This window comes from Terrabacter lapilli (assembly GCF_039531305.1).
Taxonomy (GTDB): Bacteria; Actinomycetota; Actinomycetes; order Actinomycetales; family Dermatophilaceae; genus Terrabacter; species Terrabacter lapilli.
Map to the genome: position 1 here is coordinate 157,739 of NZ_BAAAPU010000003.1, position 14,490 is coordinate 172,228.

The window sequence follows — 14,490 nt, forward strand, 5'->3', positions numbered from 1 at the left end:
ACGCGCCGCGAGCAGCACGGCATACGGCTCGGCTGCCGTTGCGGCACGCCAGCGCCCGGTCAGGGGTGTGTGATGATTTGGTCAGGACGTACGGGGCGCGCCAGCGCGGCTCCGGGGAGGAGTGTGTCGTGAAGGGTCGGGTACTGGTCGTCGACGACGACCTCGCACTCGCCGAGATGCTCGGGATCGTGCTGCGCAACGAGGGGCTCGACGTCACGCACGTGGCCGACGGCTCCGAGGCGCTGGCCGCGTTCCGAGACTCGCGAGCCGACCTGGTGCTCCTCGACGTCATGCTGCCGGGGCTCGACGGCATGGAGGTGTGCCGCCGCATCCGCGCGGAGAGCGGCGTGCCGATCGTCATGCTGACCGCCCGCACCGACACCGTCGACGTCGTCGTCGGGCTCGAGTCCGGCGCCGACGACTATGTCGTCAAGCCGTTCAAGCCGCAGGAGCTCATCGCGCGCGTGCGCGCTCGGCTGCGCCGCGGCGACGAGCCGGCGCCCGAGAAGCTCTCGATCGGCGACCTCGACATCGACGTCGCGGGCCACTCGGTCAAACGCGACGGCCAGGCCCTGTCGCTGACCCCGCTCGAGTTCGACCTGCTGGTCGCCCTCGCCCGCAAGCCCTGGCAGGTCTTCACCCGCGAGGTCCTGCTCGAGCAGGTGTGGGGCTACCGCCACGCCGGCGACACCCGCCTCGTCAACGTCCACGTCCAGCGGCTGCGGTCCAAGATCGAGCACGACCCCGAGCGGCCTGAGATCGTCGTGACGGTCCGCGGTGTCGGCTACAAGGCAGGTCCGTCCTGAGATGAGCCCGCGCGCGGCCACCAGCAGACCCGGGGGCCTGGCCTCGCGGGTCGGCTCAGTGCTGCGTGGCATCTGGCAGCGGGTGCTGCACCTGTGGCGGGCCTCCCTCGGCTTCCGCGTCGTCGTGGTGACGATGCTGCTGGGGGTCCTGGTGCTCGCGGCGGTCGGCACCTACCTCTACGGCTCGATCGCCCAGGGCCTCGTCGACAGCCGGCAGCGGATCGCGGCCGAGGACAGCCTGCGCGACGCCACCGATGCCCAGGGCCAGTTCGACTCCACGGACCAGACGGACACGCAGGCCAAGCTGACCCAGTTCGCCACGACCCTCATCAACTCGTACCGGCGCGACGCCGGCAACGAGACCCGCTACGTCGTGCTCACCCGCTTCGACGACAACACGTCTCCGGTGATCGTCGGCCCGATCGAGAGCGGCAGCGTCGGGGTGCGCTTCATCCCCGACGAGCTGCGTCGCGAGGTCGCGGCCGAGCCCAAGCGTCAGCACCTGCAGGTCGCGACGATCGACGAGGGCAACAGCAGCGTCTCCGCCGTCATCGTGGGCCAGAAGGTCGTGCTGCCGGTGGCGGGGGACTACGGCCTCTACTTCATCTACCCGATGGACCGCGAGCGGGAGATCATCAACTTCATCGGGCAGACCTTCCTCTTCGGCGGAGCCGCCCTGACCGTGCTGATCGGCGCGATCGCCTTCGTCGTCACACGGCTGGTGGCCGACCCGGTCCGCCGGGCCGCCGCCGTCGCGGAGCGCTTCGCGGAGGGCAACCTCAACGAGCGCATGCGCTCCAAGGGAGAGGACGACCTGGCCCGGCTCGCGAACTCGTTCAACGGCATGGCAGCCTCGATCCAGCAGCAGATCGGGCAGCTCGAGAACCTCTCCCGCGTGCAGCAGCGGTTCGTCTCCGACGTCTCGCACGAGTTGCGCACGCCGCTGACGACGATCCGCATGGCGGGCGACCTCATCCACGACTCGCGTGGTGACTTCGAGCCGACCGTCGCGCGGTCCGCGGAGCTGCTGCGCGGCGAGCTCGACCGCTTCGAGTCGCTGCTCAGCGACCTGCTCGAGATCTCGCGGTTCGACGCCGGCGCGGCGGAGCTGGAGGTCGAGGCGAGCGACCTGCACAGCTGTGTCGAACGTGCGGTGGACGCCCACCGCACGCTGGCCGCGCGCAAGGGCACCCAGCTGGTCGTCAACGCACTGCCGGGCCCGGTCATCGCCGACATGGACTCGCGCCGGATCGAGCGCATCCTGCGCAACCTGGTCTCCAACGCCATCGAGCACGGTGAGGGCAAGCCGATCGAGGTGACCATCGGGTCCAACGACACGGCCGTCGCCGTCACCGTGCGCGACCACGGCGTCGGCCTGCGCCCCGGCGAGGCCGCGCTCGTCTTCACCCGGTTCTGGCGGGCCGACCCCGCGCGGGCCCGCACGACCGGCGGCACGGGCCTCGGCCTCGCCATCGCCCTGGAGGACGCGCGCCTGCACGGCGGACGGCTCGAGGCGTGGGGTGCGCTCGGCGAGGGCTCCTGCTTCCGTCTGACGCTTCCGCGCAAGGCCGACGCCACCATCACGAGCTCACCGCTGCCGCTCAGCCCGCTGCTCGCCGAGGCCGCGCGAGCCCGGGCAGCCGGTGCGGGGGCGGGCGGCGACCACGGGTCCGGCGGCTCGGGCGAGAGCGGTCCCGCAGGAGGGGGCACGGGCGCCGGGGGCGGGCCGGGCGCTGCCGGCCCCGGCGACGCGGCTGCCCCGGGGGCGGCGGACGACGACACCGTCCGCCTGCGCCGCATCGTCATCGAGCGTGCGCCGTGAGGAGGCGGGTCCTCGCCGGCCTGCTCATCGCGGCCTGCACCCTCCTGGCGGGGTGCGGGGGCCTGCCCGGCACCGGCCCCGTGCTCGACGGGCGAGCGCTCGGCGAGGTCCTGAACGAGCCGGTGCGCGTCGTCGCGGTCGGGCCCCTGGACGGCGCCAGCCAGGAGGCGATCGTGCGCGGCTTCCTGCGGGCAGGCGAGGACACCGACGAGACGCACTCGACGGGCCGAGCGTTCCTGGCACCCCAGTCGCTCGACCTCTGGCGCTGGTCGAGCGAGGACGTCGTCATCTACGACGGTGACGTGAGCCTGCGCCGCATCAGCGACGACACCGTCGAGGTCAGCGCAGCGGTTGTCGCGCGGCTGACGCCGGACGGGCGTTATCTCGAGGCGCCTCCGGGCACGCGGGAGAAGGTCACCTTCGGCCTGACGAAGGTCGGGGGCGAGTGGCGGCTGGAGCTCCCTGCCGACGGCTTCGGGCTCTGGCTCGACGTCGACCAGTTCAACCGTGTCTACACCAACCGCTTCGTCTACTACGTGAGCCGCAGCGGCCGCGACCTCGTGCCCGACTCGCGGTGGTTCCCCATCGGCACGCGTCTCGCGACCACCCTCGCCCGGGCCCAGCTGAGCGCCGTGCCGGACTACCTCGCCGGCGCCGTGACGACCGGCGTCCCCGCCGGGACGCGTCTGGCCGTCAACGCCGTGCCGGTGTCCGGGGGGAAGGCGCAGGTCAACCTCAGTGGCGAGGCGCTGTCCGCCGACCCCGCCGAGCGCGCCGCCATGTGGGCGCAGCTGACCAAGACCCTGAGCCAGGTCTCCTCGGTGGGCTCGGTCTCGCTCGCCGTGGACAACACCCAGCTCGAGCTGCCCGGCGGCGTCACGTCGGTGGTGTCCGCCGCGGACCTCGGCTACGACGTCGTGCAGAAGGGCTTCTTCGACACCGCGCTCCTGCGCAACGGTGACACCCTGCGCCGCATCGACCCGCGCTACGTGCCGGACACGGAGGCGGCCAAGCGGCCAGACCTCAAGCCCAAGGGCGGAGACGTGGCGCAGATCCCCGACTCCTGGGTCGACCTCGCGCTCTCGGCCGACGGCAAGCAGGTGGCGGGCGTGTCGACCGACCGGAGCCTGCTGTCCGTGTGGCGCAGCACCGAGCAGCCGCGACGGTTCCCGTTCTTCGCCTCGTCGCTGACCCGACCGGTCTACGACGCCGACGGCTACCTGTGGGTGGGCGGCAGGGACGACGCCGGGCGGGGTCGGGTGCTCGCACTCGACTCGGTCTCGGGCGATCCCTCCTCGGTGCCGAAGGCGGTGAGCACGCCGTGGCTCGGTGACCGGCGCGTCAAGGCCCTGTCGATCGCGCCCGACGGCACCCGGGTCCTGGTCCTGACGACCGACGCGGACGGCCAGGACGACCAGCTCGACCTCTGCGGGATCGTGCGGGCCACGAACGGCGAGCCGCAGTCGCTCTCCAAGCCGCTCCGGCAGGCGCAGTCGCTGACGCGCATCCAGGCGGTCACCTGGCTCGACGCCTTCAGCTTCGCCCTCCTCGGGCAGGTGGGTGCGGACGACGCCATGCGGCCCTGGCTCGCGACCGTCGGCGCCGGCGTCGACGGGACCCGTCCCGAGCTGGGCCGGCTCGGTGCCGTGCCGGGCGCGGTGGCCATCACCACGGTCGGCGGGCCCCGCGGCCTGCTGATCATCACCGGCGACCACCGCGTCCTCGCCCGAGCCGGCTCCAACTGGCCCATCATCGAGCGCGGCAGCGACGTGCTGGTTCCCGGCGACTGACGCCGGTGCGGTTCCGCTCGTCCTCGTAATGCCGCGCTGACTCTGCGGAGCCCTCCACACCCCAGCGCACGAGGCACGGCTCGTCCACAGGTTGCCGGCTCCCCTCGCCGCGTACGCGTCCCTCCGGTGGGCTGGGCGCCATGGTCCGTCACGCCATCCGGAACGGCAACGGCAGCCGCGACGACGACGGCAGCACCAGGGCGAACGGGAGTCGACGTGCCGGATGCACTGGGCTGCTGTCGCGCCTGCGCGCGTCCGACCTGGCGGACCTCGTCCTGCCCCGTGAGTGCGGCGGCTGCCTTCGTGCCGGCGTCGACTGGTGCCCACGCTGCGCGCGGGCGCTGCGCCGGCTGGCCTTCGTGCTGCCCGGGGCCGGCTCCGTGGCCGCTCCGACGGCCGACCTCGCCCGCACGCCCGGCAGAGGGGAGAGGACCGCGCCCGGCGGAGGAGGACCGTGGGTCGTCCCGCACCCGGCCCCCGAGGGCATGCCGCCGGTGTACGCGTGGGGCATCTACGCCGACCCCCTCCGGGCCGCCGTCTCCGCCTGGAAGGACGCCGGGCGGCGCGACCTCGTACCGGTGCTGCTCCCGCTGCTGCGCGAGGCCCTGGACGGCGCCCTGTGGGGGGCTGGCTGGCCTGAGGGCGTCGCGCTGGTCGTTCCGGCCCCCTCGTCGCGACGTGCCGTGCGCCAGCGCGGCGACACCCCGATGGTGGGGTTGTGCGAGGCGGCGGTGACGGCACTCGGCGGTCCCAGGCGTCCTGGCGGTCGCGGCGGTCCCGTGCTTCGCGTGGCCCCGGCGCTGCGCCACGTGCGGCGCGTGGAGGACCAGTCCGGGCTGGGCACCGCCGAGCGCCGGGGCAACCTCGCCCGCGCTCTGGAGGTCGACCCTCGGTGGGGCGAGGTGGTCCGTGGTCGCCGATGCGTTCTCGTCGACGACGTCGTCACCACCGGCGCCACCCTCGCGGAGGCGGCACGAGCGCTGCGGAGCGCCGGTGCCCTGGGGGTGGTCGGCGCCGCGATGGCGGCAACGCAGCGCACTCGAGGTTGAGCGAGACGTGCCGGTGGGTGAGCCGTCACGGTCCGTCGTCGGGCCGCACACCGGGATGTCGTACACGCCGGTGGGCCACGCCTTCCAGAGACCGAGCCACCCCACTAGGGTCGAGGTATGAACCCCCGCCCCGGGGCCGCGGTCGCCGACCGCCTCGGGACGCGATCGACAGGAAGGGGTGGTGCCGCTTTCCCGGTGGGCCTGTCCAAGGTGACCAGAGCCCTGAACCACTCTCACTGCCCCCGCACGAAGAAGACGTGCGCGATCAAGGAGGAACTGTGGAGATCGTCGTCACTGGACGCCACGTCCAGATCCCCGACCGATTCCGTGAGCAGCTCGACGAGCGGCTGGCCAAGGTGCCGGCCCTTGCCCCGAAGGTGCACCGCATCGACGTCGTCGTCACGCACGAACGCGTGGTCCGCGGGTCCGAGCGGGTCGAGATCACGTGCCACGCAAAGGGCCCCGTCATCCGGGCCGAGGCTTGTCTCGACGACAAGTTCGCCGCCCTCGACGCGGCCGTGGACAAGCTCATGGAGCGCCTTAGGCGGGTGCACGACAAGCGGCGCGTCAGCCGCGGACGACGACTCCCGGAATCCGTCGCACGGGCGACCGCACGTGTCGACGCCTCCCCCGGCGGTTCGGTGGAGGAGCCGCAGCCGCTCGAGGGCAACGGCCAGATCGACGACCTCGACCGTTTCGGAGCGCTCGGCAACTCACCCATCGAGGTCCGCGAGAAGGTCCACAGCGCGGCCCCCATGTCGCTCGAGGAGGCCGTGAACCAGATGGAGCTGGTCGGCCACGACTTCTTCCTCTTCCACGACGCCGACACCGACCGGCCGAGCGTCGTCTACCGACGCCGCGGTTGGAGCTACGGCGTCCTCCACCTCGAGACCGAGGCGGAGGCGCCCGTCGCAGCCACCGGCTGAACCAGCCCTGCGCCCGGGCTTCGGCCACGACGCGCAGACCGCATCCGACATCGGGGCGCTCCCTTCGGGGGGCGCCCCGACGCCGTTCCGGCCAGGTCGAGGCCCTCGGTGCCTGACCCGTCCCGTGCCCCTGATCGCGACTCGGGACGCGCGTGTCACTGTTCGGTCGGTGCCGTGGGACAAGATGGGGGCGTGAACCTGCCACCCGACGTCATCCGGGTCCTCGTCGTCGACGACCACGCCCTCTACCGCCGCGGCCTGCAGACCATCCTCGCGGTCGAGGACGGCATCGAGGTCGTGGGCGAGGCCGCCGACGGCGTCGAAGCCGTCGACCAGGCCGAGGAGACCCTCCCCGACGTCATCGTCATGGATGTCGGCATGCCCAAGCGCGGCGGCATCGACGCCTGTCGCGTCATCAAGCAGCGCGTGCCGTCCGCACGCATCCTCATGCTCACCAGCTCCGACGACGAGGCCAACCTCTTCGAGGCCGTGCGCGCCGGTGCCAACGGCTACCTCCTCAAGGACGTGCCGCCCGAGGAGGTCGCCGCGGGCATCCGCAGCGTCTTCCACGGCCAGTCGCTCCTGTCGCCGCTCATGGCCGCCAAGCTGCTCAACGAGTTCGCACAGATCAGCCAGCGGGCCACGGTCCCGGCACCGACCCCGGGCCTCGAGCTGCCCCGCCTCACCGATCGCGAGCTCGAGATCCTCCAGCTCGTGGCCAAGGGCCGGCTCAACCGCGAGATCGCGAGCGAGCTGTACATCTCCGAGAACACCGTGCGCAACCACATCCGCAACATCCTCGACAAGCTCCAGATGCACTCGCGCATGGAGGCGGCGATGTATGCCGTGCGCCAGCGTCTGATCGATCCCGACCAGTGAGGGGACCAGTGGCTCCCGCCGGTGGCGGGGGAGCGGACGGCACGTGACGGTCACGAGCCGTTCCCTGACCCGCGGCCAGGCGCGGCGCGTCGCCATCGCGGCCCAGGGCTTCCTGGACCCCAGGCCGGCGCCCTTCACGGCGACCATGCGGCACGTGCAGCGGGTCGTCGACCGGGTCGGCGTCGTCCAGATCGACAGCGTCAACGTGCTGACCCGCAGCCAGTACCTCCCCTTCTTCTCACGCCTGGGGCCCTACGACACGGCGCTGCTCGACCGGGCCCGCGACCGGGCGCCCCGACGCGTCGTCGAGTACTGGGCGCACGAGGCGAGCCTGGTGCCGCCGTCGACGTGGCCGCTGCTCGACTTCCGGATGCGCGCCGCGGCCGAGAAGGCGTGGGGTGGCATGCGTCGGATCCTGCAGGAACGCCCGGACTACGTCGACCTGGTGCGGGCCGAGGTGCAGGCCCGGGGCCCGATGACCGCCCGTGAGGTCGAGGTGGCGCTGGCCCACGACCAGCCCCGGCGCACCGACCACTGGGGCTGGAACTGGTCCGAGGTCAAGCAGGCGCTCGAGTACCTCTTCTGGGCCGGGCAGATCAGCTCGGCCGGCCGCACCAGCCAGTTCGAGCGCAGGTATGCCGCCCTGACGACCACCGCGCCCCCCGCGCAGCGGGCGGCGTGGACCGAGCGCCCCGGCCCCGAGGCCGACGCGGACCGCTACGTCGAGCTGGTCCGCATCGCCGCGCGCGCCCACGGCGTCGCCACCGAGCTGTGCCTCGCCGACTACTTCCGGATCCGACGCGAGGACGCGCGCCCGGCGATCGCCCGGCTCGCCGCGGAGGGCGAGCTCATCCCGGTGACGGTCCCCGGCTGGAAGCCGGCCTGGATGCACGCCGACGCGCGCCTGCCGCGCCGGGTGCACGCCGAGGCCCTCCTGAGCCCGTTCGACTCGCTGGTCTGGACACGTGAGCGGATCCACGCCCTCTGGGACTTCCACTACCGGATCGAGATCTACACCCCGGCCCACAAGCGGGTGCACGGCTACTACGTGCTGCCGTTCCTCTTCGGCGACGCGCTCGTGGCGCGCTGCGACCTCAAGGCCGACCGCGCTGCCGGCGTCCTGCGGTGCCACCGGGTCACCTGGGAGCCGGGTGCACCGGCCGATGCCCGGCCGGCGCTGCTGCGCAACCTCGAGTCGATGGCCGGCTGGCTCGGTCTCGGCCGGGTCGAGCTGCCCCCGCACTGACGGCTCGCAGGGAGCAGAGAGCGAGCCGACCTCCGGAAGCTGCTCCGGAAAGGGGAGCAGTTCCCGAGGGACGGGCGGGTTTGTTCGGGAGCTCGCGTATCGGATCCTGCTCCCGAGAACGGAGCAGGATCCGAGGGCGCAGCGGGACCCACGCGGCAGGACGCGGTCTGAGCGACCTCCTGTCGCCCGGTTGCAGAGGAGCAGGCGACACGGCATACGTCCTCGGGTCATGCTGGAACCGGGCCGCGCGCCGATGCGTTGGTCGTTGTGTCCGGAAGGCGGCTAGCCTAGGCAGGTCCCGTGACCTCTCACGGGCGATGGAGCCCGCCCACCGGGCGCGTCCACACGTTCAGTCGGGAGTGAGATCACCAGATGGCCGTCATCGAGAAGCTGCTTCGCGCCGGCGAAGGCCGGACCCTGAAGAAGCTCCAGGGCATCGCCAAGCAGGTCAACGCCCTCGAGGCCGACTTCGAGAAGCTCACCGACGAGGAGCTGCGCGACGAGACGAAGGGCTTCCGGGAGCGCCTCGACAACGGGGAGACCCTCGACATGCTGCTGCCCGAGGCCTTCGCCGCCGTGCGCGAGGCGAGCAAGCGCACCCTAGGCAAGCGGCACTTCGACGTCCAGCTCATGGGCGGTGCGGCCCTGCACATGGGCAACGTCGCCGAGATGAAGACCGGTGAGGGCAAGACCCTCGTCGCGACCCTGCCGAGCTACCTCAACGCCCTCTCCGGCAAGGGCGTCCACGTCATCACCGTCAACGACTTCCTCGCCGAGTACCAGTCCGAGCTGATGGGCCGCGTCCACCGCGCGCTCGGCATGGAGACCGGCTGCATCCTGGCCTCGATGAACCCGGAGCAGCGCCGGGCCGAGTACGCCAAGGACATCACCTACGGCACCAACAACGAGTTCGGGTTCGACTACCTGCGCGACAACATGGCCTGGGACCCCTCGGAGCTCGTGCAGCGCGGCCACAACTTCTGCATCGTCGACGAGGTCGACTCGATCCTCATCGACGAGGCGCGCACGCCGCTCATCATCTCCGGTCCCGCCGACCTCGCGACGAAGTGGTACGTCGAGTTCGCGCGCATCGTCGGTCGTCTGAACCGCGGCGAGGACGGCCGCGGCGACTACGAGGTCGATGAGAAGAAGCGCACCGTCGGAGTCCTCGAGTCCGGCATCGCGCGCGTCGAGGACCTGCTCGGCATCGACAACCTCTACGACACCGTCAACACCCCGCTGATCGGCTACCTCAACAACGCCATCAAGGCCAAGGAGCTGTTCAAGAAGGACAAGGACTACGTCGTCATGAACGGCGAGATCCTCATCGTCGACGAGCACACCGGCCGCATGCTCCCGGGCCGCCGCTACAACGAGGGCATGCACCAGGCGATCGAGGCGAAGGAGGGCGTCGAGATCAAGAACGAGAACCAGACGCTCGCCACGATCACCCTGCAGAACTACTTCCGCATGTACGACAAGCTCTCGGGCATGACGGGTACCGCCCAGACCGAGGCGGCCGAGCTCAACTCGATATACAAGCTCGGTGTCATCCCGATCCCGACAAACCGCCCCATGATCCGCAAGGACCAGCCGGACCTCGTCTACCGCACCGAGATCGCCAAGTACGACGCGGTCGTCGACGACATCGCCGAGCGGCACGCCCTCGGTCAGCCGGTGCTCGTCGGCACCGTCTCGGTCGAGAAGAGCGAGTACCTGTCCCAGCAGCTGAAGAAGCGCGGCATCAAGCACGAGGTGCTCAACGCCAAGCAGCACGAGCGTGAGGCCGCGATCGTGGCCGAGGCCGGGCGCAAGGGCGCCGTGACCGTCGCGACCAACATGGCCGGTCGAGGCACCGACATCATGCTCGGTGGCAACTCCGAGTTCCGGGCCGTGGCCGAGCTCAAGAAGCGCGGGCTCGACCCCCACGAGACCCCGGAGGAGTACGAAGCCGCCTGGGACGAGGCCCTCGCCAAGGCCGAGCGCGAGGTCGCGGCCGAGCACGACGAGGTCACCGCGCTCGGTGGCCTCTATGTCCTCGGCACGGAGCGGCACGAGTCGCGGCGCATCGACAACCAGCTGCGTGGTCGTTCCGGTCGACAGGGCGACCCGGGCGAGTCCCGCTTCTACCTCTCGCTCAACGACGACCTCATGCGCCTGTTCAACGCAGGCCTCGTCGACCGCTTCATGCAGACCGCCGGCATGGAGGACAACGTGCCGATCGAGTCCAAGATGGTCACGAACTCGATCCAGAAGGCGCAGGGCTCGGTCGAGGCGCAGAACTACGAGATCCGCAAGAACGTCCTCAAGTACGACGACGTCATGAACCGCCAGCGCCAGGTCATCTACGACGAGCGCCGTGCCGTGCTCATGGGTGAGGACCTGCACGAGCAGCTGCGCATGTTCGTCAACGACGTCGTCGGCTCCTACGTCGACGCCGCCACCGCCGACGGGTTCGCCGCCGACTGGGACCTCGAGAAGCTGTGGGAGGCGATGCGCCAGGTCTACCCGGTCTCGCTCACCATCGAGGAGGTCGAGGACATGGCCGGCGGGCGGCAGGCCATCACGGCCGAGCTGCTGCGCGAGCAGCTGATGTCCGACGCACACCACGCGTACGACCTGCGCGAGGAGTCGCTCGGCGCCGAGACGATGCGCGAGGTCGAGCGCCGTGTGGTGCTGTCGGTCCTCGACCGCAAGTGGCGTGAGCACCTCTACGAGATGGACTACCTCCAGGAGGGCATCGGTCTGCGGGCCATGGCCCAGCGCGACCCACTCATCGAGTACCAGCGGGAGGGCTTCCAGCTCTTCGAGGCGATGATGGAGGCGATCAAGGAGGAGTCGGTCAGCCACCTGTTCTCCGTCGAGGTCCAGGTGCCCGAGCCGGTCGGTGCACCGGTCGGCGTCGCCCCCATGTCGGTCGGTGACATGGTCGGCGGTCTCGCCGCCGGTCAGGTGGCCGACGACACGACGGGGGCGGCAGCCGAGACACGAGGGGACGAGGGGGTCCCGGCTCGGCAGCCGGTGGCCTCGGGCGTCCGCGTCTCGGGAGTCGACCTCGACACCGACGGCCAGCGGTCGGGTGCCCTGCGCTACACCGCCCCCGGCGAGGACGGGCGTGCCGTCGAGACGGGCGGACAGCAGACGGTCGAGCGCAAGGCCGACCGCCGCGGCAAGAAGGTCAAGCGCAAGCGCCGCTGACGCCGAAGGCTCTTCACGAACCGACGTCCCGGGCACCGGCTGGTGCCCGGGACGTCGGCAGGTCGGGGCCGTATGCCGTCCCTGACCCGTGCGCAGCAGCGAGCTTCTGGTACGCCGTCGTGCTCAGCCGATGGTCAGGGCGGTGACGAGCCAACGGCCGTCGAGGCCCTCGAGGCGCAGGGCCAGGGCGCGCACTCGTCCGTGCGCGACGACGACGGCGCAGGCCTCCACGATGCCGTCGGCAGGCTCGCAGACCCGAACCCGGCGGACGACGGCGGGCCGACGGGGCCCGGGCAGTCGGCGCCTTCCGGCGACCATCGCCTGCCGGGCGATGACGGAGTAGACGGTGGGCGCGGTGTGCCGGATGAGCTGCGGTGCGGGCCGCTGGCCGGAGACGATCTCGACGACGGCCTGCGCGAGGCGGCCGACGAACGCCGTGGGGTCTGGCAGCAGGCTGGTGCGGGTGGGCTGGCGGCCGAAGTCCTCGTCGTCGCGTGCCCCGAAGAAGTCGAGCGCCAGCGCGTCCTGGGCGTACGGCTGCTCGCCGTGCCAGGCCTCGTCCGCGCTGATGATGCGCGGGGCCGTCTGCGGGATGCGCCTGACGGTGAAGGTGTCGCCGTCACCTGCCACGGACGGGCTCCCTTGCGCGGGGGCGGGGGTGCGGGCGGCGGCGCTCATCGTGCGGATCCCGGCGTGAGCGCGCTGGCCACCTCGCGCGTCTCGAAGTCGCGCGAGCTCGTGCCTGAGCTGGTCGGCGGCCTGAGCTGTTGGCCCGGGACGAGCAGATCCGGGTCGTCGCCGATGAGGTCGCGGTTGGCGGCATACCACCGAGGCCACTCGCGGGCGACCTGCACGTCGGACGCGCCGGACCCGAGGTGGCGCGAGGCGATGGACCAGAGGGAGTCACCGCGGCGCACGGTCACCAGCTCGTGCGTGGAGGAGGCGAGCCGCGGTGCCGGGACCAGCAGGCGTGGACCGTCCGCGTCGTGCACCCGTGGGGGCGCGCTGGGGAGGTAGCCGGGGCCGCGCGTCGCTGCGGGAGCGCTCGCGCCGGAGGCGGAGCCGGCGGGGGCGGGCGGATCGACGCGCCTGCCTTCCAGGGGCGCGAGCGTCGGCAGGAAGCCGGGCCCGTCGTCGACCCGCGTGCGGGCACCGCCCGCGGGGCTGGCTGCGTCCGGGCCGGCCGACGCGACCGTGGGCGCGTAGCCGGGGACCAGCTCGTCGTTCGCGGACCGGGGTTCGGGCACCACGCTGGTCCGGCCGGCCGGTGCTGTGGCCGCGCTCGCCACCGGCGCAGCTGGTAGGGCGCACGACCCGACGGCCGCGCCGAGTGTGAAGGTCAGCAGCCTGCGCACGGCCAACGGGGTGACCCGCTCGGCAATCTCGGCCGCCACACGTCCGGTGGTGCCGGGCAGCAGCGCCAGGACACCGAGCAGCGAGCCGGCGGCCAGCCAGCCCGCCAGGCCGACTCCGACCCAGGCCATGAGCACCAGGAGGACGTCGTCGGCTCGTGCCGCGCCCGGCACCAACGCAGAGGCCTGCCGCGCCGGCGCCAGAAGCACCAGCAGTGCGCTCACGCCGACCGCAAGGCCGAGCAGGCTCCCGGCCAGTGCACGCCCGACGCCGTGGAGCCCGGTCGTGCGCTCGCTTCTGAGCGCTGTCGAGTGGATTGTCCGTTGTGTTCCCCTGTGCATACGTTCATTCAATGCAGTTTGCGTGTGTTTGGTCAAGAGTGATGGCGTTCAACACTTGGCCAATCGGCTCGGGTTGGCCTCCCGAGCCCATTGCCGCAAGGGTGTGCGCATGCGCTGGGACAGACTGTTCGAGGACCTCGAGGCGCAGCTCGCACTCGAGGACGCACGCGAGCTGGGCTCCGAGGTCGCCGACCGCACCCGACGGGAGCGCGCCCTGCTCGACCTCCACACCCGTTTGCTCGCCAACGTCGGGGCCACGAGCGTCGGCATCCGCCTGCCCGGTCGGCTCCTCACCGGGGCGATCGTGGACGTGGGGCCCGACTGGGTCCTGCTCGAGACGGCCCCGCAGCGCCCGGTGCTCGTGGCGCTCTCGGCGGTTCGGTCGGTCACGGGTCTGGGTCCGGGTGCGCGTACGCCCTCGGTCGTTGCCAAGCGGTTCGCTCTGGGCGCTGCCCTCCGGGCCCTCAGCCGCGACCGGGCCGTGGTGGAGGTCGCCGACCTCGACGGTCGACCGGCGACCGGCACGATCGACGTGGTGGGTGCGGACCACCTCGAGCTCGCCGAGCACTCGGCCGACGAGTCCCGACGCGCGGCGAACGTCACCGGGCGCCTGCTCGTGCCCTTCTGGTCCCTCGGGTCCGTGCGCCGGCTGTGAAGGGGCGCCGGCGGACCGGCAGGGACCGCTGGCGACGACCAGGGCCGAGCAGCAGGTGCGCGGGCCGCGTGGCGAAGGAGGTGCTACTCCTCGCCGGCTCCGCCGAACGGGTGCGCCTGGACGAACGACTTGGTCTCGGCGTACATCCGCTGGATGTAGTTCTCGAGCTCGGTCGCCTCGACCCGCCACTGGCCCCTGCCGCCGATCTTGATGGCGGGCAGCTCGCCCGAGCGCACGAGCGCGTACGCCTGGGCGGAGGAGATGTTGAGGATCTCCGACACCTCGGCGAGCTGCAGGAACCGCTGGGCCACGTCAACTCCTTGTCTGCCGCCGACTCTGCGGCGCACCCGAACACACTCGTACCCGGACCGGCCCTGGAGCGAGCGCCGGGGCCTGCGTCGGTGAGCGTGCACATCCTACGGAGG

At 71.9% G+C, this 14,490-nt stretch carries 12 protein-coding genes; 9 read left to right on the top strand and 3 right to left on the bottom strand.

Translation table 11 applies throughout. The features are described 5' to 3' along the window. Positions 1-128: 128 nt before the first annotated feature. From mtrA to secA, 8 genes are all read left to right on the top strand, one after another. Entirely contained in the window at positions 129-806 is a 678-nt protein-coding gene (gene mtrA / locus ABD241_RS02100; protein WP_142184612.1) for an MtrAB system response regulator MtrA, read from the top strand. A gap of 1 nt (position 807) precedes the next feature. Then, entirely contained in the window at positions 808-2,628 is a 1,821-nt protein-coding gene (mtrB, locus tag ABD241_RS02105) for an MtrAB system histidine kinase MtrB (protein ID WP_344057960.1), read from the top strand. Beyond that, positions 2,625-4,418 carry an LpqB family beta-propeller domain-containing protein gene (locus tag ABD241_RS02110; protein ID WP_344057962.1) on the top strand — a complete coding sequence of 598 codons (1,794 nt, stop codon included), beginning with the start codon at positions 2,625-2,627 and terminating at the stop codon, positions 4,416-4,418. Before mtrB ends, ABD241_RS02110 begins: the two co-directional genes overlap by 4 nt. Before the next feature lie 140 nt (positions 4,419-4,558). After that, positions 4,559-5,467 carry a ComF family protein gene (locus tag ABD241_RS02115; RefSeq protein ID WP_344057964.1) on the top strand — a complete coding sequence of 303 codons (909 nt, stop codon included), beginning with the start codon at positions 4,559-4,561 and terminating at the stop codon, positions 5,465-5,467. Positions 5,468-5,745: 278 nt separating this feature from the next. Next, positions 5,746-6,393: a ribosome hibernation-promoting factor, HPF/YfiA family gene (gene hpf / locus ABD241_RS02120; protein ID WP_344057966.1), complete on the top strand. Its 648-nt coding sequence runs from the start codon at positions 5,746-5,748 to the stop codon at positions 6,391-6,393. A gap of 192 nt (positions 6,394-6,585) precedes the next feature. Then, on the top strand, positions 6,586-7,272 hold the full coding sequence (locus tag ABD241_RS02125; protein WP_344057968.1) for a response regulator: 687 nt from the start codon (positions 6,586-6,588) through the stop codon (positions 7,270-7,272). Positions 7,273-7,315: 43 nt separating this feature from the next. Further along, positions 7,316-8,518 carry a winged helix-turn-helix domain-containing protein gene (locus ABD241_RS02130; protein WP_344057970.1) on the top strand — a complete coding sequence of 401 codons (1,203 nt, stop codon included), beginning with the start codon at positions 7,316-7,318 and terminating at the stop codon, positions 8,516-8,518. Between the two features lie 372 nt (positions 8,519-8,890). After that, on the top strand, positions 8,891-11,716 hold the full coding sequence (gene secA / locus ABD241_RS02135; RefSeq protein ID WP_344057972.1) for a preprotein translocase subunit SecA: 2,826 nt from the start codon (positions 8,891-8,893) through the stop codon (positions 11,714-11,716). Between the two features lie 123 nt (positions 11,717-11,839). Here the strand turns inward: secA and ABD241_RS02140 are convergent, their stop codons facing one another. Both ABD241_RS02140 and ABD241_RS02145 read right to left on the bottom strand, forming a co-directional pair. After that, positions 11,840-12,346, bottom strand: coding sequence for an Rv3235 family protein (locus tag ABD241_RS02140; RefSeq protein ID WP_344057974.1), 507 nt, complete (start codon positions 12,344-12,346; stop codon positions 11,840-11,842). A gap of 44 nt (positions 12,347-12,390) precedes the next feature. Continuing rightward, the gene (locus ABD241_RS02145; protein ID WP_344057976.1) at positions 12,391-13,293 is read right to left on the bottom strand and encodes a LysM peptidoglycan-binding domain-containing protein; all 903 of its coding nucleotides are present in this window, start codon (positions 13,291-13,293) and stop codon (positions 12,391-12,393) included. Between the two features lie 226 nt (positions 13,294-13,519). On the opposite strand from ABD241_RS02145, the gene ABD241_RS02150 reads away from it, so the two are divergent. Further along, positions 13,520-14,065: a hypothetical protein gene (locus tag ABD241_RS02150; RefSeq protein WP_344057978.1), complete on the top strand. Its 546-nt coding sequence runs from the start codon at positions 13,520-13,522 to the stop codon at positions 14,063-14,065. An 83-nt stretch (positions 14,066-14,148) separates the two neighbouring features. On the opposite strand, the gene ABD241_RS02155 is transcribed toward ABD241_RS02150, so the two are convergent. Continuing rightward, positions 14,149-14,376, bottom strand: a complete 228-nt coding sequence (locus tag ABD241_RS02155) for a helix-turn-helix domain-containing protein (RefSeq protein WP_142184595.1) — start codon at positions 14,374-14,376, stop codon at positions 14,149-14,151. Between the last annotated feature and the right edge of the window lie 114 nt (positions 14,377-14,490).